The following is a 24,462-nucleotide window of genomic DNA, read 5'->3' on the forward strand; positions in this document are numbered from 1 at the left end:
GGCGTCCCCCTGGCTGTGGTCGGTCATCGGCCCGGCCCGAACGCGTGCCGGGACAGGCTGCGTACGCCGGACATCTTGCCCGAGAGGACCGCCGTCGGCAGCAGGGTGATGGCGTGCAGACGCGACGAGGTGTAGCTGCGGGCGGCCCGGGCCGCCCGAGGCCAGCCCTGCTCGTCCATCCGCCGGGCGACGTCCAGGAAGAACGCCCGCGCCTCGGTGAACCGGGAGCCGGTGACCGCGTCGGCGGCGGACTTGCTGACCGCGTGCCGCCGGTACTGGAAGCAGAGGGTGGTGTCGACGGCCATCTGCTCACCACGCTGGATCAGGTCGATCACCAGGGCCAGGTCCTGGATGACCTGGAACTCCTCGCGGAAGTCGACGGCCTTGAGCGCGTCCGTCCGCCAGCAGATCGACGGGAAGTAGAACCAGCAGCCCCGCAGCAGGCTGGCCGCCAGGTCCTCACCTCCCATCAGCTCACGGGAGTCGATCCGGGGGGCGTAGATCCGCCGCTTCGCCTCGTCGACGATGGTGTTGACCACCGTGCCGTTGGCGTCGATGATCTCGACCCCCGGCTGGACCATGCCGACGCCCGGGTACTGCTCGATCACCGATCGCACGGTGGCGACGTAGTTGGGGTGCATGATGTCGTCAGTGCCCATCATCACCAGGTACTCGTGCTCGGCGAGCCCGACGCACTTGCGGTAGTTGGCGGTGATCCCCAGATTGTGCTCGTTGCGCTGGTAGCGGACCCGCTCGTCGTCGATGCCCGCGAACCACTCGGGCACGCCCGGCTCGGTGCCGTCGTCGACGACGGTGAGGCGCCAACCAGGGTCACTCTGCGCCATCACGCTGCGCACCGCCGCCTGCATGAGGGGCACACTTCCGTAGTACGGCAGCATAATGTCGACAATCATTGGGTCGGTAGGCCTAACTGTGCGTGGTGGGAATGCTCGACGGGCGCGGCCACATTATCAGGCCCGCCCCCTCGATCGGCCAGCGCCGAACCGGGCGACGCGCCCACCCCGACCGCGCCGATCACCGTCCGACGCCGGCCCTCGCGGGCGCTATCATCGTCGCGCCCCGTAACCCCGCCCCCCCGATCGGACGCCGATGTCGAACCGCGCCGTCGCCACGGACGCGCAGCCCGCGCAGACCGACGGGGAGAATCCGCCCCCGCCCGCCGGGCCGGACCGCCTGCCGGTCCCCCTCGCCCGACGGCTGGCGCGCAGCGTCTGGTTCTGGCCGACGGCGTTCGCCGCGCTCGCCGTCGGGTGGCGGCTCGGCAGCCCGGAGATGTGGCACGACGAGCTGGTCACCATCGACGTGGCGACGCGCTCCACCGCACAGATCCGCGGCATGCTGACGAACGTCGACGCCGTGCACGGGGCCTACTACCTGTTCATGCACGCCTGGACGACGCTGTTCGGCACCGGCCCCATCGCGGTACGCCTGCCGTCGGCGCTGGCCATGACCCTGGCGACCGCCTGCGTGGCGCTGGCGGGGCGGCGGCTCTTCGACCACCCGACGGGCGTCGCCGCCGGCTTCGTCTTCGCCCTGGTGCCCACTGTCACCCGGTTCGGGCAGGAGACCCGTTCGTACGCCTTCGTCGTCCTCGCCGCGGCGGCGTCCACCCTGTTCCTGCTCCGCGCGCTGGAGCGGCCCGGATGGCGACGCTGGGTGGCGTACGCGCTCGCGGTGGCCGGGATCGGCCTGGTCAACGTGGTGGCGCTGACCCTCCTGATCGGGCACGGCACGGCCGTTCTGATCCACTGCTGGCGGCAGCGCCGCTGGTGGTCGCTGGCCTGGTTCCCGCTCGCCGCCGTCGGTGGGGTGGCCCTCGCCGCGCCGGTGATCCTGCGGGGCATGAAACAGGCGGGCCGGCAGATCAGCTGGATCCCGGACATCTCGCCCTGGACGGTCTGGGAGCAGGCGTACGGCTCGACGCTGCTCGCCGCCGCGGTGACCGCGCTGGCCACTGTGGGTCTGCTGACCCACCTGCGCCGCGACGCCGTGGCCCGGACGGTGAGCGCGACGCTTGTCGCCGTGCTGCCGGTGCCGGTGATCCTGCTGGCCTCGACCGGCGAGATCAACTACTTCTTCTCCAAGTACCTGCTGTTCCTGCTGCCGGCCTGGGCGGTGCTGGCCGGTGCGGGGATCGCCGCGCTGCGCCGTACCCCGCTGCTGGCGGCGGGGCTCGTGGTCGTCGCCGCGCTGTCCGTGCCCGGTCAACTCGCGCTGCGCGCGGAGTACTCGCACGGCTGGTACACCTACCCGCGGGCCCGCGCCTTCGAGCCGCTGTCCTACTCCCAGGCCGCCGGGGTCATCGAGGCCGGCTACGAACCCGGCGACGGCCTCGTCGTGGGCGGCGTCTGGTGGTGGATGACCGAGCCCGGAGTGCGGTACTACCTGCCGGAGGACATCTCCCTGCGCAACGTGTTCCAGAAGCGGACGGCGGCCCAGCGCGACGAGCTGTTCGGCGCGGACTGCGGCGACCCAGCGAGCTGTCTGCGCGACGAGCCGCGGCTCTGGTTGGTGGTGCCGACGGTCACCGACGCACCGCTGACCGGGCTGTCGAAGGAGCCGGCCGCCCTGCTCGGCGAGCGTTACCAACTGGCCCGGCTGACCCACGTGACCGGGCTGACCGTCGCCCTGCTGCAACGGCGCGGCTGACCGGGGTGCGGTTACCGCCGCCGGCGCCCGGGTAGGGGGTCGGCATGGCGGAACTGGCGACGCTCTGGATCATCCGGCACGGTGAGAGCACCGCGAACGTGGCGGCGACGCACGCCGAGGCGTCCGGTGAGGAGCTGATCGGGCTCAGTCACCGCGACGCCGACGTGCCGCTCTCCCCCACCGGCGAGGACCAGGCCCGGGCCACCGGCCGGTGGTTGGCCGGGCTGCCCCCGGACCGCCGGCCGGACGTGGCGGTGGTCTCGCCGTACCTGCGGGCGGTCGCCACCGCCGAGCTGGCGCTGCACGGCACCGGGGTGCCGGTGAGCCGCGACGAGCGGCTGCGCGACCGGGAGCTGGGCATCCTCGACGGACTGACCGGGCACGGGGTGCGCCGGCGGTACCCGGACGAGGCCGAGCGCCGGGCCCGGCTCGGGAAGTTCTACTACCGCCCGCCCGGCGGTGAGTCCTGGACCGACGTGGCGCTGCGGCTGCGGACGCTCCTCGGCGACCTGCGCCGCGACCACGCGGGCCAACGGGTGCTGCTCTTCGGCCACGACGCGCTCGTGTTCCTGCTGCGCTACCTGGTGGAGGGGCTGACCGAGGCGGACCTGATGGCGCTGACCCGCGAGCACGTCATCGCCAACTGTTCCATCACCGACTGGTCGGCCGACGAGCAGGACCGGCTGGCGCTCGGCGGCTTCAACGAGGTCGGCCACCTGCACCGGCAGGGCGCCCAGCCGACCAGGGAGGACGAGATCCATGCCGAACCGGTCTGACGTGCAGGTGATCACCCCGGCGCTGCTGCGGGACTGGGCGCTGCCGGTGCCGGCCGGCGGCAAGGAGAGCCGCGGCACCGTCCTGGTCGTCGGTGGCTCCCGCTTCACCCCCGGCGCGGTGCTGCTCGCCGGGGTGGCCGCGTTGCGCGCCGGCGCCGGGGTGCTCCAGCTCGCCGCCGCCGAGTCCACCGCCGCCACGCTGAGCATCCAGGTGCCCGAGGCGCTCGTGGTCGGGCTGCCGGAGACCGCCGACGGCGCGGTCGCCGCCGACCGGGACGGCCAGCTCGGCGAGCTGGTCGCGCAGGCCGACGTGGTGGCTCTCGGGCCGGGGCTGAAGGCGATCGACGAGACCAACCGGCTGCTGAGCCTGGTCCTGGACGCGGCCCGCCCGCGGACGTCACTGGTGCTCGACGCGTACGCCCTCGGCGCGCTCAGTCACGCACCGGACCTGCTTGTCGGCTCGGGCCGGCCCGTGGTGCTCACCCCGAACGTCACCGAGGCCGGGCACCTGCTCGGCCGGGACCCGGGCGACGACCTGGACGCCGAGGCGGCCGAGCTGGCCGACCGGTACGAGGCGGTCGTCTCGCTCTACGGGCACGTGGCCGCGCCGGACGGGCGAGGGTGGCGGGAGGAGAGCGGCGACGCCGGGCTGGGCACCTCCGGCAGTGGGGACGTGCTCGCCGGGTTGCTGGCGGGGCTGCTGTCCCGGGGCGCCGACCCGGCGCAGGCCGCCTGCTGGGGTTCGTTCGCGCATGCGGTGAGCGGTCAGCGGCTGATCCCCCGGTACGGCCGGATCGGTTTCCTCGCCCGGGAGCTGCTCGACGAGATCCCCCGCACGTTGGCCATGGTCTGACCGGCAGATATCCGCTGTTTCCGCAGTTGACCACCTGGGTACCGAGCACCGCACCAGCCGAGATCCAGGGAGGTCATGCTCGTGTCGACAGATGCCATCGTCCTGCTGAAAGAGGATCACAAGGAGATGCGCCGCCTCTTCAAGGCCTTCCAGGACGCCGAGGAGGGGCCGGCGAGCCAGCGCCAGAAGCTGGTGGACCAGATCCTGGAGGCCCTCACCGTGCACACGTACCTCGAGAACGAGGTGATGTACCCGGAGGTCCGCCGCCTGTTGCCCGACCTGGAGGACGACATCCTCGAGTCGTACGAGGAGCATCACGTGGCCGACGTGCTCTGCGCCGAGTTGGCGAGCATGAACGCCGACGACGAACGCTTCAACGCCAAGACGACGGTGCTGATCGAGAACGTCACCCACCACGTCGAGGAGGAGGAGCAGGAGTGGTTCCCCAAGGTCCGCGACGCGCTTGGTCGTAAGCAACTCCAGGAGATCGGCGAGCGGATGATCGCGCTGCGGGCGGACGCGCCGCGCACCCCCACCGCGCCGAAGGCGATCAAGAAGGCGATGGACGCGATGACCGCCTGAGTCGACCACGTACACCGAGGGGCCCGGCGTGCTGCCGGGCCCCTCGTCGTGCGTCAGCGTGGTCAGCCACCGGAACCCGGCTCGGCCATGTGCCGGTGCTGCTCGGACTTGAGCTTGTCCGGGATGATCTTTCCGGCTGCGGTCTGCACCTTGTTCATCAGCGAACCCGCGGTGACCGTCTGATCACCCTTCATCAGCGCCTCGAAGCCCTGCGCGGCGACCTTCGCCGGGTCGTCCTTGGAGCCCGAGCCGACCCGGGTGTCCTCCATGTCGGCCCGCTCGAAGAACTCCGTGTCGGTCGGCCCGGGCATCAGCGCGGTCACCGTGACGCCGGTGTCCTTCAGCTCGTTGCGCAGCGCCTCGGCGAAGGACTGCACGAACGACTTCGAGGCGTTGTACACCGCCTGGAACGGCCCCGGCATGGTCGAGGCGATCGACGAGGTGAACAGCACCCGGCCCGCGCCCCGCTCGACCATGCCGGGCAGCAGCCGCTTGGCCAGGTGCACCGTCGAGCGCACGTTGAGGTCGACGATCTCCAACTCGTCACGCAGGTCGGTACCGCCGACGAACGCGCCGCCGGCGCCCCGGCCGGCGTTGAGCGCCAGGGCGTCCACCGGACGCCCGGTGGCGGCGATCGCCGATGCCAGCTCCTCCACGCCCTGCTCACGGGCCAGGTCGACGCGCACCGGCTGGACCTGCGGGCCGCCGTCGCGGCGCAGCTTCTCGGCCGCCGTCGAGATGCCGTCGTCCTCGGCGGCCACGACCAGGTCGAACCCGTGCTCGGCGAACTGCACGGCCAGCTCGTACCCGATTCCGCTGGACGCTCCGGTCACCACGGCGAGCGGCCGGTCGGTGGACGGTGTGGTCATGATGGGTGACTCCTCTCGTGCGGGTGGGCGGTCGTACCGGCAGCGGTAGCCGCTCTCTACCGTGTGCCCCGAGGTCGACCGCCCAACCCTTCCGGCGTGTGGCGTACGGAGGTCGCCCGGGACGGCCCCGGCCGGCCCGGTAGGATCGGCGCGGGCCGTTACTGGCGCGTGGGGATGGACAACCATCGGGGAGCGGCCCCGTCACGAGGACGTTTGCCGAGCGCCTGGGCCTTCCCGCACGTCTGTTGGAGGTCGCATGTCGCACAACGCCGAGTCCACCGCATTCCGTAGTGCCCTTGAGGTGATCCGGGCTGTCGAGCCGCGGGTCGCCGATGCCATCGGCGCCGAGCTGACCGACCAGCGGGAGTCGCTCAAGCTCATCGCCAGCGAGAACTACGCCTCCCCGGCGACCCTGCTGGCGATGGGCAACTGGTTCAGCGACAAGTACGCCGAGGGCACCGTCGGCCGCCGTTTCTACGCCGGCTGCCAGAACGTCGACACCGTCGAGGCGCTCGCCGCCGAGCACGCCCGGGAGCTGTTCGGCGCGGCGCACGCGTACGTGCAGCCGCACTCGGGCATCGACGCCAACCTGGTCGCCTTCTGGGCGGTGCTGGCCGACCGGGTGGAGTCCCCCGCGCTGAAGAAGGCGCAGGTGCGCCAGGTCAACGACCTCACCGAGGCCGACTGGTTCGCGCTGCGCCGCGAGCTGGGCAACCAGCGGATGCTCGGCATGTCGCTGGACGCCGGCGGCCACCTCACCCACGGTTTCCGGCCGAACATCTCCGGCAAGATGTTCGACCAGCGCAGCTACGGCACCGACCCGGCGACCGGCCTGATCGACTACGACCGGGTCGCCGAGGCGGCCCGCGAGTTCAAGCCGCTGATCCTGGTCGGCGGCTACTCGGCGTACCCGCGGAAGGTGAACTTCCGGATCCTGCGAGAGATCGCCGACTCGGTCGGCGCCACCTTCATGGTCGACATGGCGCACTTCGCCGGCCTGGTCGCGGGCAAGGTGTTCACCGGCGACTTCGACCCGGTGCCGCACGCGCACATCGTCACCACCACCACCCACAAGTCGCTGCGCGGCCCGCGCGGCGGCATGGTGCTCTGCCAGCCGGAGCTGGCCGACCAGGTGGACCGGGGCTGCCCGATGGTGCTCGGTGGTCCGCTGCCGCACGTCATGGCCGCCAAGGCCGTCGCCCTCGCGGAGGCCCGCCGCCCCGACTTCGCCGACTACGCCCAGCGGATCGTGGACAACGCGCAGGCCCTCGCCGAGGGGCTGCTGCGCCGGGGCGCGAAGCTCGTCACCGGTGGCACCGACAACCACCTGGTGTTGATCGACGTGTCCGGCTACGGGCTCACCGGCCGCCAGGCCGAGCAGGCGCTGCTCGACTCGGGCATCGTCACCAACCGCAACTCGGTCCCGCAGGACCCGAACGGGGCCTGGTACACGTCCGGCATCCGGATCGGCACCCCGGCGCTGACCACCCGGGGCCTGGGCACCGCCGAGATGGACCAGACCGCGGAGCTGATGCACACCGTGCTGACCCAGACCACGGCCGGCGCCAACGCCGACGGCACCCCCTCCAAGGCGAAGTACGTTCTCGACGCCGACCTGGCCGACAAGGTCGCCCGTCAGGCGACCGACCTGCTGGCCCCCCACCCGCTCTACCCAGGCATCGACCTGGCCTGACGGCACAGCCGCGACGGGTGCGCCCGGCACGCCGTCGGTGGCAGCCACCGGAACGAGCGATAGACCTCTGAGTCATGACCATGACCCAGAGGTCTATCGCTCACTGGGGTGACCGCCCTCAGGCCAGCGGACGCTTCAGGTGGTAGCGGTGCACCTCGGTACTGCCCTGGACGTTGTTCACGTCCTCGGCCGCGGAGACGAGCTCCCACCCCTCCCGGCCCGCGCGGTTGAGGTGCGCGATGGCGGTGTCACCGAAGGCGGTGATGTCCTTGCGGGACCCGTCCGGGGCGTACCAGACGAACGAGACATGGAAATTGCGGCCCTGTCCCTGATAGCGGCGGACGAGCAGGGCGTACTCCCAGGCAACCATGCGGCCCATTATGACCGTCCACCCAGGACGACGGTACGGCGGCCGTCGCGCATTGCCATCCGGTGAACGCGGTGTGTCAGCCCGCGAGTGGACGCCCCCGGCGATCGGCCCGGTCCGGCGGTCACCTCCGACGACGGTCGCAGCGTCCGTCGGACGGCCCGATGGCGTCGTGGTCACCGGGTGAGCCCGATGACTCGGACCGACACCCATGATCAGGCCGTCGCATCCACTCAGCACCGACCTCAGACCAGCGCGGGTGTCTGGGCGTGGATGTGGAAACGCAGCGAGCGGGCGTCGGTGAAGCACTCCCGCATCGGGCGCACCAGGTCCCGGTGCTCGGGGCTGCGCTCCCAGGCCTCGAAGTCGGCAAGGGTCACCCACTCGCTGGTGATCAGCCACTGTTCGGGGTCGGTCGACGAGCGGCACACCTGGTCGACGAGGTGTCCCGGCACCCCGTCGGCGACCAGGTGGCGCACCTCCTCGTAGGCGGCGAGAAACTCTTCGGTGCGCGGCACCGGCACCCGCACCAGGAACACCACCCGTGCCCGTTGTCCGCTCATGGCGTCTCTCCCCTCATCGGCACTGCCCCGCGCAGGACCAGCGCACTGTTGAACCCGTCGAAGCCTCTGGCGCAGACCAGCGCGAGCCGGCTGCGCGGCTGGCGGTGCTCGCGGAGGAAGTCCAGTTCGCACCCCTCGGCGACCTCCTCCGGGCCGGCCGACGCGGGCAGCGTGTCGTGCGCGAAGGCGAGCAGCGCGGTGGCCACGTCCAGTGCCGACCCGCCCTGGTACGCCCGCCCGGTCAGCGGCTTCTGCGTCGTCACCGGCACCGGCCGGTCGGCGAACACGGCGCGCAGCGCCTCGGCCTCGCTGCGGTCGTAACGGCGTACACCGAGGGCGTCGGGCAGCACCACGTCGATCCCGGCCGCCGCGACGTCGGCCCGGTCCAGGGCCAGCCGCATCGCCCGCGCGTACTGGGCCGGGTCGCCGGCGCTGTCCGCGGTGGTGTGCGCGGCGTCGTGGGTGGAACCCCACCCGCTCACCTCGCCGTAGACCCGGGCACCCCGGGCGAGGGCGTGCCCCAACTCCTCCACCACGAACACCGCGCCCCCCTCGGCCGGCAGGTAGCCGCTGGCCGAGGCGTCGAACGGTCGGTACGCCCGTTGCGGATCGGACACGTCGCTGAGGAGGCCGGAACGCAACTGGCACGCCAGCGCGTACGGGCTGAGCGGGCACTCGGTGGCCCCGGCGATCACCACCGGGGTGCCCCGGCGTACCGCGCGGGCGGCGTGCGCGAGGCTGTCCAGCCCGCCGGCCGCCTCCGCGACCAGCACCCCGCTCGGGCCCTTGAACTGGTGGTGGATGGACAGTTGGCCGACGCTCGCCGCGTAGAACCAGGCGATCGACTGGTACGCCCCGACCGTGCGCGACGACCCGCCCCACAGCCGTTGCAGTTCCCGCTGGCCGAACAGGTTGCCTCCGGACGAGCTGGCCAGGGCCACCGCGTAGCCGTACGGGTCGGGGGCCCGGTCGGGCAGGCCGGCGTCGGCCAACGCCAGCCGGGTCGCCGCGAAGCCGAGGTGCGTCCACCTGTCGGTCTGCACCACCTGTCGACTGTCGGCGTAGGAGTCGGCGGTGAAGCCGGGCACCTCTCCGCCGAGGCGGGTCGGGTAGCCGGCCGGGTCGAACAGGGTGATCGGTCCGGTCCGGCGGGTGCCGGCCAGTACGGTTCGCCAGTGCGCGTCCGCGCCGATGCCACTCGGTGCGACCACGCCGATGCCGGTCACCACCGCCCGGGCGGCGCTCACGCCGCCACCGTGCCGAACGGCCGGCGGAACACCATCGCCGACTGGAAGCCGCCGAACCCGCTGCCCACCGACAGCGCCACGTCCACCGGGACCTCGCGGGCCTCGTTCGGTACGTAGTCCAGGTCGCACTCCGGGTCCCGGGTGCTCCAGTTGGCCGTCGGTGGCACCACGCCGAACTCGATAGCGAGGGCGCACGCCGCCATCTCGATGGACCCGATCGCGCCGAGCGAGTGCCCGACCATCGACTTGATCGAGCTGATCGGCACCCGGTACGCGGCCTGGCCCAACGCCCGTTTGAACGCGGCTGTCTCGTGCCTGTCGTTCTGCCGGGTGCCGGAGCCGTGGGCGCTGATGTAGGACACCTGTTCGGGGAGGATGCGCCCCTGTTTCAGCGCGTCGCTGACGGCGAGGCCCATCTCCAGGCCGTCCGGACGCAGCCCCGTCATGTGGTAACCGTTGCTGCGGCTGGCGTAGCCGGCCACCTCGCAGTAGATGTGCGCGCCCCGCCGGCGGGCGTGCCCGAGCTCCTCCAACACCAGCACCGCCCCGCCCTCGGCCAGCACGAACCCGTGCCGGTCGGCGTCGAACGGGCGGGAGGCGTGCGCCGGGTCGTCGTTGTCCGGGCTGGTCGCCTTGATCGCGTCGAACGAGGCGACGGTGACCGGTGAGATCGGCGAGTCCGACGCGCCGGCCAGCATCACGTCCGCCTCACCGTCCACGATGAGCTGGTGGGCGTAGCCGATGGCGTCGATGCCGGAGGTGCAACCGGTGGACACCACCTGCGCCGGGCCGTGCAGCCCGTGCCGGCAGGCCACGTCGGCGGCGAGGCTGCTGGGCACCAGCGCCTGGTAGAGGTACGGGCCGCCGCGCGTCGCGTCGACAAGCCAGCGTTGGCCGTGCTCGCTGACGGTGACGTACTCCTGCTCCAACGCCATCGTGCCGCCCACGGCGGTGCCGAGGACCACCCCGGCCCGGTCCCGCTCGGCGTCGGTGAGCACCAGTCCGGCATCGGCGACGGCCTCCACGGAGCAGGCCAGCGCGAACTGCACGTACCGGTCGGCCCGGCGTCGTTCGGCTTCGGTGAGCCCCGCGGCGGTCGGGTCGAAGTCGCACTCCGCGGCGATTTGCGACCGGAACGCCGACGGGTCGAAGAAGCTGATCCGCCGGGTGGCTGTCCGCCCCTCGGTGATGGTCTTCCAGAACCGGTCCCGGCTGGCGCCCCCGGGGGCCACCACCCCGATCCCGGTCACCACCGTGCGACGTCCGCTCACGACGCCACCTCGGTTCGCGACTGCGGGGCTCGCAACCCCGGCTCACTCCTCGCGCTCACGACCCACCGCGCTGTTCGGCCAACTCGGTGTCGACGTGCCCCAGTTCGGGGCGGGGTGCGAGCGGGCCCAGGTGGAAGACCACCTCGGCCGGTTCGACGCCGGTGTTGCGCAGTCGGTGCCGCACGTTCACCGGTACGAACAGCGCCTCACCGGCGGCCAGCAGCGTCGGTTGGTCGTCCAGGTCGACGGTGATCGCGCCGCGCGCCACGTACAGGAACTCCTCGCTGTACGGGTGGTAGTGCTCGGCGATCCGCTCCCCCGGGGCGAGGGTGGCGACCCCGAGGAAGCCCGAGGTGCTGCCGACGGTGCGGGGGCCGAGCAGCACCCGCAGCTCACCGCCGCGTCGCCGGTCGGCGGGTACGTCCCCGGCTGCGATCGGCCGGGTGCTCAGGTCACTCATCGTCGGCCTCCGTCGGGTCGGCGCTGCCCGCCGGGGTGTCCTGGTCGGCGCGCTGCCGGGCCATCCGCTCCACCCGGTCCTTGATCACCGCGAGTTGGATGACGCTGTTGGTGTTGATCCGCTCGGTCATCGCGGCGTTGTCGAGCGGCGCGGTCGGCTTCATCGCGAAGTCCTGCGTCCAGGTCATCCGGGTGCCGTCGGCCTCCTCGGTGTAGCGCCAGTGGATCCGCATGTACTCGAACGGCCCGGTCTCCACCCGGTGCGCCCGGACCTGCCTGCTCACGGGGTCGGAGGTGCGTTCGCTGACCCAGCTCCAGGACACCCCGTTCTCGTCGGGATACATGGTGAGCCGGAACCGCACGGTGTGCCCCTCGCGGTGCAGGATGTCCACCACGGCGTACTCGGTGAACAGTTCGGTCCAGTTCGCCACGTCGTTGGTGACCTCCCAGACCAGCGCCAGCGGCGCGTCGATCACCACGGTGTTCTCGGTGTGCCCGGGTGGGTCGACGCGGCGGGCGACCAGATCGGCCACCGCCGGGATGCTCAGCTCCCCGGCCTGCTCGGGGATGCTCACCTGCCACCGGTCGGCGACGACCGCGGAGAGTTCCAGCAGTGCGAGTGAGTCCATCCCCAGCTCTTCCAGGGACGCGGCGGGCGCCCGGGCCGCCGCGTCGGCGTCCAGCCCACAGTGCGCCACCAGGATGTCGGTGATCTCTGCGGTCATCGGGCGACCATGAGTGACGGTCATCGGGTCCTCCTGAGGGTCGTGTCGGGCTCCGCGGCGGACGCGGGGCGCGGTGCGGGGGTGGCCGCCGGCCGCTGCGCGGACGCCGCCTCGGGCGCGGCGAGCAGACGGTCGACCAGGCCGGTCGTGTAGCGGCCCTTGCGGAATGCGGCGTCGTCGAGCACGCGCCGGACGAACGGGATGGTGGTGTGGACGCCCGGCCCGGCGATGTCGAACTCGTCCAGGGCCCGCTCCAGCCGGTTGAGGGCCAGCTCCCGGTCGGGCGCCCAGACGATCACCTTGGCCAGGAGCGAGTCGTACCAGGGGCCGACCAGGTAGCCGGCGCTGGCGTGGGTGTCCACCCGGGTGAACGGGCCGCCGGGTGGGGTGAACCGCTCCAACCGGCCGGGGGTCGGAGTGAAGTCCCGGGCGGGGTCCTCGGTGTTGACCCGGCACTCCACCGCGACGCCGTGCAGGCGGATCTCCTCCTGCCGCCAGCGCAGCGGCACCCCGGCGGCGATGTGCAGTTGCTCGTGCACCAGGTCGATCCCGGTGACCATCTCGGTGACCGGATGCTCGACCTGGATCCGGCAGTTGATCTCCAGGAAGTGGAACTTCTCCTCGGCGTCGACAAGGAACTCCAGCGTGCCGGCACCGACGAAACCGACAGCCAACGCGCCCCGCAGGGCGGCCTCGGCGATGGTGTCGAGAACGGCGGCGGACAGCGCCGGGGCGGGCGCCTCCTCGACCAACTTCTGGTGCCGGCGTTGCACCGAGCAGTCCCGGGTGCCCAGGTGCACCCCGTTGCCGTGGGAGTCGCAGAGCACCTGCACCTCGACGTGCCGCGCCTCGGTGAGGTAGCGCTCGACGTACACCCGGTCGTCGCCGAAGGCGGCCTGGGCGGCGGCCCGGGTACGCGTGTACGCCCGGCGCAGCTCGCCCGGTGTCCGCACGACTGTCATTCCCCGACCGCCGCCCCCGGCGGCGGCCTTCACGATCACCGGGTAGCCGACGGCCGCGGCGACCTCGGCCGCCGCGGCGGCGGTCGGCACCGGTGCGACACTGCCCGGCGACAGTGGCAGGCCGGCACGGCTCATCAGCGCGCGTGCCGAGGACTTGTCGGCAAGCGCGGCCATCACCGACGGTGGTGGGCCGATGAAGGTCAGCCCGTTGTCCACGCAGATCTCGGCGAAGTCGGCGTCCTCGGAGAGGAAGCCGTAACCGGGGTGCACGGCCTGCGCGCCCACCTGCCGGGCCGCCTCCACGATCGCCGCCGCGTTGAGGTAGCTGCGCCGACTCGACGCGGGCCCGATCCGGACGGCCTGGTCGGCGAGACGGACCGCCGCCGAGTCGGCGTCCGCCGCGGAGTAGACCACAGCCGTCCGCACGCCCAGCTCCTTGCAGGCGCGCAGCACCCGCAGGGCGATCTCGCCCCGATTGGCGATCAGCACGGTCTCGAACATGGTCAACCACCCTGCGCCGTCATGCCGGGTCCAGCTCGACAAGCGGCTGGTCGTACTCCACCGGGTGGCCGTCCTCGACGAGGATCGCGACCACCCGACCGGCGCGGTCGGCGGTCACCTCGTTCATCAGCTTCATCGCCTCGACGATGGCGACCGGTTGGCCCGGACGGACCAGGTCGCCCACCGCGACGAACGGCTTCGCGCCGGGCTCCGAGGCCCGGTAGAAGGTGCCGACGATGGGTGCCCGCACCGCGGCCCGTCCGGGCACCGCCGGCCGGACCGGCGCCGCTGGCGGGCCGGCGGCCGCCTCGACCACCCCAGCAGGTACGTCCGTTCGGGTCAGCTCTTCCGGGTGCCACTCGACCTCCAGCACCGCCGGACCGCTGCGCAGGCGGATCCGGCGCACCGGCCCGGCCAGTTCGGCGATCAGGTGTTGTGCCTGCCGGCGCAGGCCGGCCAGCGCCTCCTCGCCATCCGCCCCGGCGTCGTGGGGCGCCTCCACGGTCGACACCGTCGCGTCCCCGGCGGTCACCGGGCACCCGCCCGAGCACCGGCGCGCGCCATCCCGAACCGGCGGAAGCGCTGTCGACGCAGGCGGACCAGCATGGCGGGCGGCACGTCCAGCAGCGGCAGGAGATTGCTCAGCAGGGCGGCGCGCAACCGGTGGGCGGTCTCCGCCGGGTCGTCGTGCGCGGCGGTGGACGGCTCCGGTACGACCTCGTCGACCACGCCGAGCCGGCACAGGTCGGGCGCGGTCAGCTTGAGCGCGCGGGCGGCCTGCGGCGCCGCCGACCGGTCCGGCCAGAGGATGGCCGCGCAGCCCTCGGGGCTGATCACCGAGTAGACGGCGTTCTCCAGCATCAACACCCGGTCGGCGACCGCAAGCGCCAGCGCGCCGCCGCTGCCGCCCTCCCCGGTGATCACCGCGAGCACGGGGGTGGGCAGCACGGTGAGGGTGAGGATGTTCTCCGCGATGGCCGCCGCCTGGCCCTGCTCCTCGGCGCTCACCCCGGGGTCGGCGCCGGGGGTGTCCACGAGTGTGACCACGGGCAGGCCGAGCCGGGCGGCGAGGCGCATCAACCGCAGCGCCTTGCGGTGCCCGGCCGGGCTGGCCATGCCGAAGTTGCGGGCGACCAACTCGGCGGTGGTGTGCCCCTTCTGGTGGCCGATGACCATCACGTGCCGGTCGGCCAGTCGCGCCACACCTCCCACGACGGCCGGGCAGTCCCCGCCGAGCCGATCGCCGTGCAGCTCCAGGAAACCGTCGAAGACCGAGTCGAGGTAGTCCAGTGTGGTCGGTCGACCGGGGTGTCGCGCCAGCCGGACCGTGTCCCACGCGTCGCGTACCGCGGGGGTGTCACTGCCGCCCGCCGGGGCCGCCGCCGTCGTGCCGACGTCGGCCAGGGTCTCGCGGTGCGGCGCCGGCTCCTGCCGGGGTACGGGCGGACGGGCCGGGCGGGTGGCGCGGGTGGCGGTCAGCAACGCCCCCAACCGTCCGCGCAGTGACCGGCGCTGCACGACCATGTCGACCTGACCGTGGCGGAGCAGGACGTCGGCGCTCTGGAAGCCCTCCGGCAGCGCCCGACCGGTGATCTGGCGGATCACCCGGGGACCGGCGAAGCCCATCCGCGCGCCGCTCTCCGCGAGCACCAGATCGGTGTTGGTGGCGAACGACGCGGCCACCCCGCCGTAGGTCGGGTCGGTGAGGACGCTCACGGTGAGCAGGCCCGCCTCGCGCAGCGCGGCGATGGCCTGGCTGACGGTGGCCATCTGCATCAACGACAGCACGCCCTCCTGCATCCGCGCCCCGCCGGAGGCGGTGATCAGGATGAGCGGGACGCGGTCGTCCAGCGCCCGTTCGGCGGCCCGGGTGATCAGCTCCCCCACCGCGCAGCCCAGGCTGCCGCCCAGGAAGCGGAAATCCATCACCGCCAACACGGCCGGGTGCCCACCGATGGTGGCGGTGGCGCAGACGACCGCCTCGGTCAGGCCGGTGCTGGCACGCGCGGCGCTGAGCCGCTGCGGGTACGGCAGCACGTCGACGAAGTCGATCGGGTCCGTCTCGGGAAGCTGGTCGGGCAGCAGGCACAGCGACCCCGGGTCGACAAGCTGACGCAGGCGTTCCGGGGCGCCGAGTCGGGCGTGCTCCCCACACTCGGGGCAGACGTCCAGGTTGCGGCGCAACCGTTTGCGGTAGAGCAGGCTGGCGCAGCCGACGCAGCGCGACCAGAGCTGCTCCTCCCGTGGCACGGTGGCGGTCACGACCGCCGCCGGGTGTCCGGGGCGTCGAACCGGTAGAAGCACTGCGCCATCGCGTCCCGCGGTGAGCGCCAGGTGGGCAGGTACGGCGACACGTACGGGCGCAGGCGGTCGCTGACCCGGATGAACTCGGGGTGACCCCGGGCGCCCTCCACCGCGTCCGCTGCCGGATGCTCCGTCTCCAGCAGGTGCACGTAGAGATCGTGCAGCCGGTACAGCGACCGGTGCCGAACGCCGACCAGGCGCGGCAGCTCGGTCGCGTCCGACTCGGCGAAGATCTCGGCGACCCGCTCCTCGGCGGTCGGATCCACCTTCGCGACGATCAGTGATCGGTCCATACTGGGCCTCCCCCCACGGCGTCCGGCCGGCGACGGGTGGCCCCGGACGCGCTGGACGACTGCGGACACGATGCGGCAGTCCTCGTCACGGCGGCGTCACCGCGCGGCACCGACCAGCGACGTATGACGGTGACGCTGCGTTGACGCATCCTGTGTACCAGCTATGCGTACGCTGCACCCGAGGCGGCCGAGCCGACGAACGTTTACGCAGTTCAGAACCGATCTCGGGTTGACTGTCGGCCAATAGAACATTCACCACAGCGTTGACTCACCGTGACTGCTATTGATAATCTTCACAGTGGTCAGCCCGGCCGCCCCGGCGGGCGGGGCCGCGCCCGGCAGCCGTGACCGCGCCCGCAGCGGTGGGGCCGACAGTGGCGTCACGGGCAACCGATCCGGGACACAGCAGACAGTCGGGACGAGCGTTCCGCAGGGGGTGCCGCCGTGACCGCTGACCCGTCCGTGCCGACCGCCGGCGAGCCGCCCGGGGAAGGCGTCTCACTGCACCTGCTCGGCGGTTTCCGACTGTTGCGCGAGGCGGTGCCGGTCGTGGTGCCGCGCGGGCTGCAACGGGTGATCGCACTGATCGGGCTGCGCCCCGGCGCCACCCGCAGCCAACTCGCGGGCCTGCTCTGGCCGGACGCGTCGGAGGAACGGGCACTGTCCTCACTCCGCACCGCGCTGTGGCGACTCCGGCAGGACCCGTGCTGCCCGATGACCGTGGCCAGCGACACCGTCCGGCTCGGCCCGACGGTCCGGCTCGACGTGGACGACCTGGTCGGCACCGCAGCCCGGGTCCGCGACGGCGACGACCCGCGCATCGCCGCGGGAGCGCTCGCCGCCGGCCGGCACGACCTGCTGCCCGGCTGGTACGACGACTGGGTGCTGCTGGACCGGGAGAGACTGCGCCAACTCCGCCTGCACATGCTGGAACAGGTGGCCGAGCAGCACCTCACCGCGGGGCGGCACGGCGAGGCCCTCGAAGCCGCGCTGGAGGCGATGGCCGCCGAGCCGTTACGGGAGACGCCCCACCGGCTGGTGGTCCGCATCCACCTGGCCGAAGGCAACGCCTTCGAGGCCGTGCACGCCTTCTACGTCTACCGGGACCTGCTGCGCAGGGAGTTGAGTCTGGAACCGAGCCCCGCGATGAGCGCCCTGCTCGACGACACGCTCGCCCCGATCCGCCAGGCCACCCGCGACGCCGTCACCGACCGCCCGTCACCAGCGGGCCGGCGTACGTGACGGTGACGTGACAGACGCTGCGGCACGGTAGGCGCACAGAGCACGTGGCGCCGGTCCGCGGATCGGAAGGCCACCGGCGGAAGGGGTCCCATGAGTCGTCTACTGATCGTCAGCCGGATCATCCCGGGAGCGGAGGGGCGGGTCGCGCAGATCTTCGCCGAGTCCGACGCCACCGACCTGCCCGGTCTGACCGGCGTCACCCACCGATCCCTGTACTGCCTGCACGACCTGTGCGTACACCTGCTGGAGACCTCGGACGACGTCGACCCGGACGCGCTCGCGGCGGCCCGCAACCACCCGCTCTTCCAACAGGTCAACGAGCGGCTCTCCGCGCACACGTCGCCGTACCTGCCGACCTGGCGCTCCCCGCGGGACGCGATCGCCGGCTGCTTCTACCGGTGGGACGCCACCGACGCGCCCGCGGCGCGGCCGGCCAGCATTGACGCGCCTTCGGCGCGCCCGGCCAGCACCGACACGCCCGCGGCGCGCCCGGCCAGTTTTGAGGCGCCCGCGGCGCGCCCGGCCAGCACCGACGCGTCCGCGGCACACCCGGCGGGCTGACATGCCCGCCGCCCCACCGCACGTCCTGATCATCGGCGCCGGCACGGGCGGGTTGTGCCTGGCGCACGGTCTGCGCCGTGCCGGGATCAGCGTCGCCGTCTACGAGCGGCACCGCGACCGCGCCGAAGGGCTGCTCGGCTACCGGGTCGGCATCGGCCCCACCGGTAGCCGGGCCCTGCGACAGTGCCTGTCCCCGGAGTTGTTCGCCACCTTCCTGGCGACCTGCGCACGGCCGCCGCACTACTTCAACGTGGTCACCCAGGGGCTTCGCCAGACCGCGTCGTTCGCGCTGCGACCGAGCGCCGACCCGGTCCACACCGAACATTCGGTGGCCCGGATGGTGCTGCGCCAGGTACTGCTGACCGGCCTGGACGACGTGGTGCACTTCGACAAGACCTTCACCCACTACGAGCAGCGCGACGACGGCACGGTCACCGCGTACTTCGCCGACGGCACCAGCGCCACCGGCAACCTGCTCGTCGGAGCGGACGGCACCCACTCGGCGGTGCGCCGGCAGTACCTGCCGCACGCCGTCACCCGCGACGCCGGCACCATCAACATCGCCACCCGGATCCCCCTCACCGCGCACACCCGCGGCCTCGTCCCGGAGCGGGTCCGTCAGGGCATCTCGCTGATCTTCGGAGTCGGCGGGATGATGGGCGTCCTGCACGTCATGGAGTTCAAGTGGGACAACCGGCGGGCGGTCAAACCCGGCGTCAGCGACGCCGACGCCGCGCTGCTGCGAAACTGGCCCGGCCTGGCCCACGACACCACCACCGACAACATCAACCTGATCATCTGGAGCACGGGCCGCCGGTTCCCGACCGACGTCATGGACCGTCGCGGCGAGGACCTGGTGGGCGTCGCCCTGGACCTCACCTCCAACTGGCATCCGAACCTGCGGGAGCTGCTGACCCGCGCGGACCCGGCCAGTGCCCTGCCGATCAGGGTGTCCACGTCCGAGCCGACGCCGCCCTGGAAGAGCAGCACCGTCACCATGCTCGGCGACGCCATCCACACCATGACCCCGGGCCGCGGGGTGGGCGCGAACACCGCGCTGCGGGACGCCCGTCTGCTCTGCGACCAGCTCGGCCGGGCCGTCACCGGCGACAAGACGCTGGTGCAGGCGGTCGCCGACTACGAGGCCGTGATGGTGCCGTACGGCTTCGCCCGGGTCGCCGAGTCGCTGAACCGCAGCGGCACCAGCGGCGACGACCGGATGTACCGGCCGGTGGTGGGTCGACTCGCGCTCCTCGGCGCGCGCGGCTACTTCGGAGTGACAAGCCGGGTGCCACGGCTGCGTCGCCGGTTCGTCGACGACTTCCACACCTACGAGGGCGACCAGGACTGAGTCCAGCATCGGCCCGTCGACCCGGGTCCGGCGTCCCCCGCCGGGCCCGGGTCTCGTCGTGCCCGGGGTCTCGTCGGGTCCCCGGATCTCGTGCCGTTCGGTGCGACGCTGCGTGACTCGGCAGGCACCGCCTGAGGTGGCCGCCCCAACCGGGACACCTACGGCCGATCCTCTCTGTCGTCGGCAATACGCGTGTGCGAAGCTGCGGCGAGTTTTTCTCGTGACTTTTCCAACGAGCTGAGAGGGAGGTTCGCCGTGGCGTGGTCTATCGGACACTCGCTGATAGTGGTACTGGCACTGTTGCTGGGCCTGGCCGCCGGGTGGCTGCTGCGCGGCCGGCGGGGCGTACAGGGCAATTCGATAGTGGACGGAGACCCCGTAGCCGGCCTGGCCGTGATCTCCACGCCGACGCCGGCGGCCACCACCGACGAGGCCCGGCCCGCGGCCACCGTCGACCCCGCTCCGACCGCGGTCGCCGACGAACCGGTGCCGGTGGACACCGTAAGCGCACCCGCCGCCATTACCGGATCGGACAGTGCCACCGACGCGCCCACGCCGGTGCAGGCCCCGGTGGACGCGCCGAGCACTGTCGACCCGGGTGACATGGCGCTGACCGAGCCCCCGCCGCCCGTACCGGCCGCCGACGCGGCCGACCTGCCGGCGGAACCCGCTGTGGAGTCGACCCCCGAGCCGGTCGCGGCCGACGAGCAGCCCGCCCCGGCAGCCGTGGTCGCCCCCCGCCAGCCCGCGGACGACCTCCCGTCCGCCGACATCACGGCGCTCGACACCACCCCGGCCGACGAGCCGGTCGCGGCCACCCCGGCCGACGAGCCGGTCGACGCCGCCCCGGCCGACGATGCGGCGACCAAGGCCGCGGTGTCCGACGCGGTGCCGGCGCAGGCACCGGTGACCGTCGACGCGGGCTCGACCGACGCCGACGCGGACGCGGTGCGTACCGACGCGGTGGACGCCGCCCCGGTGGGTGCCAACGGCGTGGACGCGGACGCGCTGAGCGCCGACCAGGTGAACGCCGGAGCGGTGGGCACCGAGACGACGTCCCCCGAGTCGGTGGACGCCGAGTCGGTGGACGCCGAGTCGGACTCGGTGCGGTCGGCGGCTGCCACGCCTCCGGTCCGGCCGAGCGACACCGCGACGACTCCGGTCGGCACGGCCGACGTCAGCGCCGGCGACACGGACGCCGACCCGACGGGTCCGGCGGACGACTTCCGCCGCATCCAGGGAATCGGGCCGAAGATGGCGGCCGCCCTGCAGGACGCCGGTGTGCGCACGTACGGCCAGCTCGGTGCGCTGGACGAGGCGGCGCTGCGCGATCTGATCCGGGCCGCCGGCCTGCGCGCCGCAACCGGGCTGGCCACCTGGCCGCAGCAGGCCCGCGTGCTCGCCGGTGCGGGCGACGAGATGGCCGCCGTGCTGCCGAACGGCAACCGGGCCTGACGCCGGAGATCGAGCCCCCGACCCACCGTCCGACGCGACGGTAGGTCGGGGGCTCGGCCGTGACCGGAACAACCGGCGTGGCGCGCCCTGGCCGACCCGGTATCCCGGAAACCGGGGCATCCGGCCACCCCGGACACCCTGGTTTCCAGGAATCCGAGTCGATCGCCCCCGGTCGGGGGAAGACCCGGCGAATCCCCGGCCCCGGAGCCGACCGATCGTTACCGTCCGTTCAGGTGGGCCGGACGGGTCCGTCGAGTCGACCGGTTCCGCAGGAGCAGCCCGTGCACTTCGCCGCGCCGGAGCCCGGGTCCCCGCGGGACCGTCGTCCTCCGGTGCGTGACCCGGAGGCCCCGCGCCGGGTGACCCTCCTCGAGCTCTTCTTCGACCTGGTGTACGTGGTCGCCCTGGCACTCGTCTCCCGGGGCATGGTCAACCAGCTCGACTGGCACCGGGCCGGGCAGGCACTGATCATGCTGGCCGCCGTCTGGTGGACGTGGGTGATCACCACTCTGGTCACCGACCTGTACAACCCGGAACGCACCGAGATCAAGCTGCTGATCAGCGCGGTGATGTTCGGCGCGCTGCTGATGACCACGGCGATCCCGGGGGCGTTCGACGATCGTGGGCTGGTCTTCGCCGGCACCTACGTGGCGATCCACCTCGGGCGCGGACTGTTCCTGATGCCGGCCGTGCGCCGCGAACCGCAGACCCAGCGCCGCGCGGCACGCATCTTCATCTGGTTCGCGGTGTCCGCGATCCCCTGGATCATCGGCGCGTTCGTCAGCGAGGACGCCCGCCTGGCGTGCTGGGCCGTCGCGCTCGCCATCGACTACGTCGGTTTCCGGCTCGCGTACCCGGTGCCGGGGCTCGGGGTGATCCCGGAGCCCCAGCGCAACGTCACAGCGGAACATCTCTCCGAGCGCTACCAGCAGTTCTTCATCATCGCCCTCGGCGACGCCATCCTGACCATCGGCACCATGTTCAGCACGGCGCACAGCGAGGCGCAGAACATCGGGGTGTTCGTGGTCGCGTTCCTGACCACACTGCTGCTCTGGCGGATCTACGTGCACAAGTCCGGTCAACTGCTGCCGATGGCCATCAAGGGGTCGGGGTCACCGAGCAAGTTCCTGTTCACCGCGCCGTACACCCATCTGCTGATGGTCGCCGGGGTGGTGACCACGGCGGCCGGGTTCGACCTCGTGCTGCACGAACCGACCGGGCGCACCCCGCCGGCCTGGGCGGCGGTGATCCTCGGCGGCCCGGCGCTCTTCCTGGCCGGCCGGGCCTCCTTCGAGTACGAGGTGTTCAGCCGGGTGTCCCTGTCGCGCCCCGGCGGCGTGCTGGCGCTGCTGACCATCGCGCCCGCCGTGCTGTACCTGCCGCCGGTGTTCGCCTCCATCGGTGCTCTCCTGGTGCTGATCGGCGTGGCCTACGCGGACTTCCGGCGTAGCTACGGCAAACCCCCGGAGGCCCCATCCCCACCGCACTGAACCGGCCCGCTCAGGACGACCTCGACCCGGCGAGCAACCGGCCGGCGTCCGGCACGTACGGCTCGACACCCAGCGTGGTGAGCACCTGGTGCACGGTGGCGGTGGCCGCGGTGAGCACCGGACGGCCGAGTCGGGCCTCCACCCGCGGCACCGCCGCCAACGACGGCAGCTGCACGCAGGCGGAGAGGACCACCGCGTCCACGTCTGTCACGTCGAGCCGCTCGGCCAGCTCGACAAGACGAGAGGTGGGGATGCGCCCCACCGCGACGTTGTCCGGCTCGCTCAGGCTCACCGCCTCGGTCACCCGCACGCCGTGCGTGGCGAGGTAGGCGGCGACGGTCGCGGTCAACGGGGGCAGGTACGGCGCGATCAGGGCCACCCGGCGGGCTCCCAGCGCCCGCAGCCCGGCGACCAGTGCGCCGGCACTGCTCACCACCGGCATGTCGTGTCCGGCGCGACCGGCCGCGCGGCCCAGCCGCCGCTCAGCCCGCTCGTGCGCGCCCGGGCCCTCGCACATCACCGCCACCAGGCAGGCGTACGCCAGCACGTCGCAGTGGGCGTCGGCCAACTCGGCGACGCAGCGCAGAGCGGAACGGTTCATCCGGGCCAGCTCGTCGGGGGTCACCTGACGTAGTCGTACCCGGCTGGCGTGCGTGGTGAAGCGGACACTCGCGTCGACGCTCTCGCGGCGGCGCAGCATGGCCGGGATCTCGGTCTCCATTGTGGTGTTCGAACTGGGCACCACCAGGCCGACGCGGTAACCGCTCACACCAGCGCCCCGGCGTACGCGCGCACCCGAAGTCGCCGCGCCGCGGTGCCGCCCAGGCGCACCTGGAGGCCGAGCGGCGCGGCGGCGCGGCGGACGTCATCCAGGTGCAGCGATCCGTGCCGGTCCACGGTGAGCACCGGCGGCTCCTCGATCTCGCCCTCCGGCGCGTGGAAGGAGAGCAGGGTGACGGAGGTGGTGAGGTAGCCCGGGTACGCGGCGCGGGCCGCCGACTCGTCCCGGTGGGCGAGCACCACCAGGTCGTCGAGATGGGCGAAGTCGGCGGCGAGGGCGGCGGCCTTCCAGTGCGCCGGTTCCTCGGCCGCGCCGGTGAGATGCCGGGACCGGTTCGCCGAGGTGATGTAGAGGTGGTCCGATCCGGTCTCGGCGAGCGCCCGCTCGAAGAAGCCGTTCGACGGGCAGGTCAGCCCGGGCGCGATCACCTGGGTGGTGCGCAGTCCCTGGTCGACCTGGGTGAGGTGCTCGGGGAGCCGCTCCGCGGCCGGCCCCCGGAAGCCGAACGGCCCGGCGCCGTAGAGGGCGTCCATCAGTGCCCGCACCCGACCGACCGGCAGCCGCGGCGAGATCCGCGACCAGTCGAACATCCCCGGGATCCGGCCGATCGCTGTGGTGATGCTGCCGACCTGCTGGGCTGGGCGGCCCTTGGCCAGGTTGACCCGGCGGACGGTGGCCGGGTCGGGACGCGTGACGATGACGTAGAAGTTCGCGAACGCCGCCGCGACGACCGCACCGCGAGCCAGCGCGCGGGCGGCGACCGCGACGTCCTCGGGACGGTCGATGTACAGGGGCGGTGTGGGGGCGTCCATGGGTCCTCCTCGGCGGGGCCGTGAGGCAGTTCTACGTCCACCGAACGGCACGACGGCCGGGTCGGTCGCCGATCCGATAGCCGACACGCGTTACCCCGTGCGAGCGGCCGATCCCGGGTTGTACGCAACGGCGAACGGCATCGGCCGGACGGAGGATCCGGCGTGGCCCCGTCCCGGCACCCGTTAGCCGCACGACCCAATTGGGTACAACGACTGCACCTCAGACCCACCACATTTCCTCAGGAGGCAGCGATGCGCGGCACCTCGATACTCGGAGTCATCGTCGTGATCTGGTTGCTGATCGGCGCGATCGCCGCCGGCCAGCGTGGCTACTACAGCGGCGACGACACCAACTGCGCCGAAGCCGGCACCATCCTGGTCACCATCGTGGCCGGTCCGTTGAACTACATCGGCGCCAACCCCAAGGTCGACTGCAAGCTGCCTGAGCCCTCCAAGTAGGACAGACGCTCGCCGGCCCGTGCCCCCTGACCCCGGGGCGCGGGCCGGTGTCCGTACCGGGGCGGCACCTCGTCGTCTGAGACCAGGTGGCGACGCCCGCCTCTTCCCTCTCCCGTAGGTGCGAGGGCAGCACCTTCTGACGGGCCGCACACTCCCCACAGCGTCCTAGGAGGCTG

General features: G+C 72.6%; 24 protein-coding genes, 1 pseudogene and 1 riboswitch. Of the genes and pseudogenes, 11 read left to right on the forward strand and 14 right to left on the reverse strand.

Annotated features, from left to right (window positions below; all coding sequences use genetic code 11):
• Positions 1 to 23 precede the first annotated feature (23 nt).
• Entirely contained in the window at positions 24 to 914 is an 891-nt protein-coding gene (locus AB0F61_RS18900) for a glycosyltransferase (protein WP_357811182.1), read from the reverse strand.
• 196 nt (positions 915 to 1,110) lie between these two features.
• Between AB0F61_RS18900 and AB0F61_RS18905 the strand changes: the two genes are divergently transcribed.
• From AB0F61_RS18905 to AB0F61_RS18920, 4 genes are all read left to right on the forward strand, one after another.
• Positions 1,111 to 2,670 carry a glycosyltransferase family 39 protein gene (locus AB0F61_RS18905; RefSeq protein WP_357811185.1) on the forward strand — a complete coding sequence of 520 codons (1,560 nt, stop codon included), beginning with the start codon at positions 1,111 to 1,113 and terminating at the stop codon, positions 2,668 to 2,670.
• Positions 2,671 to 2,714: 44 nt separating this feature from the next.
• Positions 2,715 to 3,446, forward strand: coding sequence for a histidine phosphatase family protein (locus tag AB0F61_RS18910; RefSeq protein ID WP_357811188.1), 732 nt, complete (start codon positions 2,715 to 2,717; stop codon positions 3,444 to 3,446).
• Positions 3,430 to 4,299 (forward strand): NAD(P)H-hydrate dehydratase, encoded by an 870-nt coding sequence (locus tag AB0F61_RS18915; protein ID WP_357811191.1) that lies wholly within the window; start codon positions 3,430 to 3,432, stop codon positions 4,297 to 4,299. Before AB0F61_RS18910 ends, AB0F61_RS18915 begins: the two co-directional genes overlap by 17 nt.
• Positions 4,300 to 4,380: 81 nt before the next feature.
• The gene (locus tag AB0F61_RS18920) at positions 4,381 to 4,881 is read left to right on the forward strand and encodes a hemerythrin domain-containing protein (RefSeq protein WP_357811194.1); all 501 of its coding nucleotides are present in this window, start codon (positions 4,381 to 4,383) and stop codon (positions 4,879 to 4,881) included.
• A gap of 62 nt (positions 4,882 to 4,943) precedes the next feature.
• On the opposite strand, the gene AB0F61_RS18925 is transcribed toward AB0F61_RS18920, so the two are convergent.
• Positions 4,944 to 5,750 carry an SDR family NAD(P)-dependent oxidoreductase gene (locus AB0F61_RS18925; RefSeq protein ID WP_357811197.1) on the reverse strand — a complete coding sequence of 269 codons (807 nt, stop codon included), beginning with the start codon at positions 5,748 to 5,750 and terminating at the stop codon, positions 4,944 to 4,946.
• Between the two features lie 147 nt (positions 5,751 to 5,897).
• Positions 5,898 to 5,987: riboswitch (ZMP/ZTP riboswitch) on the forward strand.
• Between the two features lie 19 nt (positions 5,988 to 6,006).
• Between AB0F61_RS18925 and AB0F61_RS18930 the strand changes: the two genes are divergently transcribed.
• Positions 6,007 to 7,443 (forward strand): glycine hydroxymethyltransferase, encoded by a 1,437-nt coding sequence (locus AB0F61_RS18930; RefSeq protein ID WP_357811200.1) that lies wholly within the window; start codon positions 6,007 to 6,009, stop codon positions 7,441 to 7,443.
• Between the two features lie 118 nt (positions 7,444 to 7,561).
• Here AB0F61_RS18930 and AB0F61_RS18935 read toward each other — a convergent pair whose 3' ends face one another.
• From AB0F61_RS18935 to AB0F61_RS18980, 10 genes are all read right to left on the reverse strand, one after another.
• The gene (locus AB0F61_RS18935; protein WP_110566555.1) at positions 7,562 to 7,822 is read right to left on the reverse strand and encodes a hypothetical protein; all 261 of its coding nucleotides are present in this window, start codon (positions 7,820 to 7,822) and stop codon (positions 7,562 to 7,564) included.
• Positions 7,823 to 8,055: 233 nt separating this feature from the next.
• Positions 8,056 to 8,373 (reverse strand): antibiotic biosynthesis monooxygenase family protein, encoded by a 318-nt coding sequence (locus tag AB0F61_RS18940; protein WP_357811203.1) that lies wholly within the window; start codon positions 8,371 to 8,373, stop codon positions 8,056 to 8,058.
• Positions 8,370 to 9,620 (reverse strand): beta-ketoacyl synthase N-terminal-like domain-containing protein, encoded by a 1,251-nt coding sequence (locus tag AB0F61_RS18945; RefSeq protein WP_357811206.1) that lies wholly within the window; start codon positions 9,618 to 9,620, stop codon positions 8,370 to 8,372. The genes AB0F61_RS18940 and AB0F61_RS18945 overlap by 4 nt, the downstream gene beginning before the upstream one ends.
• Positions 9,617 to 10,891 (reverse strand): beta-ketoacyl-[acyl-carrier-protein] synthase family protein, encoded by a 1,275-nt coding sequence (locus tag AB0F61_RS18950; RefSeq protein ID WP_357811211.1) that lies wholly within the window; start codon positions 10,889 to 10,891, stop codon positions 9,617 to 9,619. The genes AB0F61_RS18945 and AB0F61_RS18950 overlap by 4 nt, the downstream gene beginning before the upstream one ends.
• Before the next feature lie 55 nt (positions 10,892 to 10,946).
• Entirely contained in the window at positions 10,947 to 11,351 is a 405-nt protein-coding gene (locus AB0F61_RS18955) for a cupin domain-containing protein (protein WP_357811214.1), read from the reverse strand.
• Positions 11,344 to 12,099, reverse strand: coding sequence for an SRPBCC family protein (locus AB0F61_RS18960; protein ID WP_357811217.1), 756 nt, complete (start codon positions 12,097 to 12,099; stop codon positions 11,344 to 11,346). Before AB0F61_RS18960 ends, AB0F61_RS18955 begins: the two co-directional genes overlap by 8 nt.
• Entirely contained in the window at positions 12,096 to 13,538 is a 1,443-nt protein-coding gene (locus tag AB0F61_RS18965) for an acetyl-CoA carboxylase biotin carboxylase subunit (RefSeq protein ID WP_357811220.1), read from the reverse strand. Before AB0F61_RS18965 ends, AB0F61_RS18960 begins: the two co-directional genes overlap by 4 nt.
• Before the next feature lie 19 nt (positions 13,539 to 13,557).
• Positions 13,558 to 14,070 (reverse strand): acetyl-CoA carboxylase biotin carboxyl carrier protein, encoded by a 513-nt coding sequence (gene accB, locus AB0F61_RS18970; RefSeq protein ID WP_357811223.1) that lies wholly within the window; start codon positions 14,068 to 14,070, stop codon positions 13,558 to 13,560.
• The gene (locus AB0F61_RS18975; RefSeq protein ID WP_357811226.1) at positions 14,067 to 15,800 is read right to left on the reverse strand and encodes an acetyl-CoA carboxylase carboxyltransferase subunit alpha; all 1,734 of its coding nucleotides are present in this window, start codon (positions 15,798 to 15,800) and stop codon (positions 14,067 to 14,069) included. The genes accB and AB0F61_RS18975 overlap by 4 nt, the downstream gene beginning before the upstream one ends.
• A complete protein-coding gene (locus AB0F61_RS18980) occupies positions 15,797 to 16,135 on the reverse strand; it encodes a TcmI family type II polyketide cyclase (protein WP_357811229.1) in 339 nt (112 codons plus the stop codon). The genes AB0F61_RS18975 and AB0F61_RS18980 overlap by 4 nt, the downstream gene beginning before the upstream one ends.
• A 444-nt stretch (positions 16,136 to 16,579) precedes the next feature.
• Here AB0F61_RS18980 and AB0F61_RS18985 point away from each other — a divergent pair, with 444 nt between their 5' ends.
• The 5 genes and pseudogenes from AB0F61_RS18985 (at position 16,580) to AB0F61_RS19005 (ending at position 22,234) form a co-directional block, all read left to right on the forward strand.
• The gene (locus AB0F61_RS18985; RefSeq protein ID WP_357811232.1) at positions 16,580 to 17,377 is read left to right on the forward strand and encodes a BTAD domain-containing putative transcriptional regulator; all 798 of its coding nucleotides are present in this window, start codon (positions 16,580 to 16,582) and stop codon (positions 17,375 to 17,377) included.
• A 90-nt stretch (positions 17,378 to 17,467) separates the two neighbouring features.
• Positions 17,468 to 17,785, forward strand: a pseudogene (locus AB0F61_RS18990) (TcmI family type II polyketide cyclase); the annotation flags it as partial.
• Between the two features lie 154 nt (positions 17,786 to 17,939).
• Entirely contained in the window at positions 17,940 to 19,289 is a 1,350-nt protein-coding gene (locus AB0F61_RS18995) for an NAD(P)/FAD-dependent oxidoreductase (protein ID WP_357811235.1), read from the forward strand.
• 285 nt (positions 19,290 to 19,574) lie between these two features.
• Positions 19,575 to 20,744, forward strand: coding sequence for a hypothetical protein (locus AB0F61_RS19000; RefSeq protein ID WP_357811238.1), 1,170 nt, complete (start codon positions 19,575 to 19,577; stop codon positions 20,742 to 20,744).
• Positions 20,745 to 21,103: 359 nt separating this feature from the next.
• Positions 21,104 to 22,234: a low temperature requirement protein A gene (locus AB0F61_RS19005; RefSeq protein WP_357811241.1), complete on the forward strand. Its 1,131-nt coding sequence runs from the start codon at positions 21,104 to 21,106 to the stop codon at positions 22,232 to 22,234.
• 10 nt (positions 22,235 to 22,244) lie between these two features.
• On the opposite strand, the gene AB0F61_RS19010 is transcribed toward AB0F61_RS19005, so the two are convergent.
• Both AB0F61_RS19010 and AB0F61_RS19015 read right to left on the reverse strand, forming a co-directional pair.
• The gene (locus tag AB0F61_RS19010; protein ID WP_357811244.1) at positions 22,245 to 23,003 is read right to left on the reverse strand and encodes an Asp/Glu racemase; all 759 of its coding nucleotides are present in this window, start codon (positions 23,001 to 23,003) and stop codon (positions 22,245 to 22,247) included.
• Entirely contained in the window at positions 23,000 to 23,827 is an 828-nt protein-coding gene (locus tag AB0F61_RS19015) for a hypothetical protein (protein WP_357811247.1), read from the reverse strand. The genes AB0F61_RS19010 and AB0F61_RS19015 overlap by 4 nt, the downstream gene beginning before the upstream one ends.
• Before the next feature lie 252 nt (positions 23,828 to 24,079).
• Here AB0F61_RS19015 and AB0F61_RS19020 point away from each other — a divergent pair, with 252 nt between their 5' ends.
• Positions 24,080 to 24,286, forward strand: coding sequence for a hypothetical protein (locus tag AB0F61_RS19020; RefSeq protein ID WP_110566517.1), 207 nt, complete (start codon positions 24,080 to 24,082; stop codon positions 24,284 to 24,286).
• Positions 24,287 to 24,462 lie beyond the last annotated feature (176 nt).

The organism is Micromonospora sp. NPDC023888 (assembly GCF_040639415.1).
In the GTDB taxonomy this organism is placed as follows: Bacteria; Actinomycetota; Actinomycetes; order Mycobacteriales; family Micromonosporaceae; genus Micromonospora.

Coding starts and splice junctions, on each gene's coding strand:
- AB0F61_RS18905 (WP_357811185.1), top strand. CDS start 1,111: ATGTCGAACCGCGCCGTCGCCACGGACGCGCAGCCCGCGCAGACCGAC.
- AB0F61_RS18980 (WP_357811229.1), bottom strand. CDS start 16,135: ATGGACCGATCACTGATCGTCGCGAAGGTGGATCCGACCGCCGAGGAG.
- AB0F61_RS18925 (WP_357811197.1), bottom strand. CDS start 5,750: ATGACCACACCGTCCACCGACCGGCCGCTCGCCGTGGTGACCGGAGCG.
- AB0F61_RS18900 (WP_357811182.1), bottom strand. CDS start 914: ATGATTGTCGACATTATGCTGCCGTACTACGGAAGTGTGCCCCTCATG.
- AB0F61_RS18995 (WP_357811235.1), top strand. CDS start 17,940: ATGCCCGCCGCCCCACCGCACGTCCTGATCATCGGCGCCGGCACGGGC.
- AB0F61_RS18915 (WP_357811191.1), top strand. CDS start 3,430: ATGCCGAACCGGTCTGACGTGCAGGTGATCACCCCGGCGCTGCTGCGG.
- AB0F61_RS18960 (WP_357811217.1), bottom strand. CDS start 12,099: ATGACCGTCACTCATGGTCGCCCGATGACCGCAGAGATCACCGACATC.
- AB0F61_RS18910 (WP_357811188.1), top strand. CDS start 2,715: ATGGCGGAACTGGCGACGCTCTGGATCATCCGGCACGGTGAGAGCACC.
- AB0F61_RS18940 (WP_357811203.1), bottom strand. CDS start 8,373: ATGAGCGGACAACGGGCACGGGTGGTGTTCCTGGTGCGGGTGCCGGTG.
- AB0F61_RS18930 (WP_357811200.1), top strand. CDS start 6,007: ATGTCGCACAACGCCGAGTCCACCGCATTCCGTAGTGCCCTTGAGGTG.
- AB0F61_RS18935 (WP_110566555.1), bottom strand. CDS start 7,822: ATGGGCCGCATGGTTGCCTGGGAGTACGCCCTGCTCGTCCGCCGCTAT.
- AB0F61_RS19020 (WP_110566517.1), top strand. CDS start 24,080: ATGCGCGGCACCTCGATACTCGGAGTCATCGTCGTGATCTGGTTGCTG.
- AB0F61_RS19015 (WP_357811247.1), bottom strand. CDS start 23,827: ATGGACGCCCCCACACCGCCCCTGTACATCGACCGTCCCGAGGACGTC.
- AB0F61_RS18965 (WP_357811220.1), bottom strand. CDS start 13,538: ATGTTCGAGACCGTGCTGATCGCCAATCGGGGCGAGATCGCCCTGCGG.
- AB0F61_RS18955 (WP_357811214.1), bottom strand. CDS start 11,351: ATGAGTGACCTGAGCACCCGGCCGATCGCAGCCGGGGACGTACCCGCC.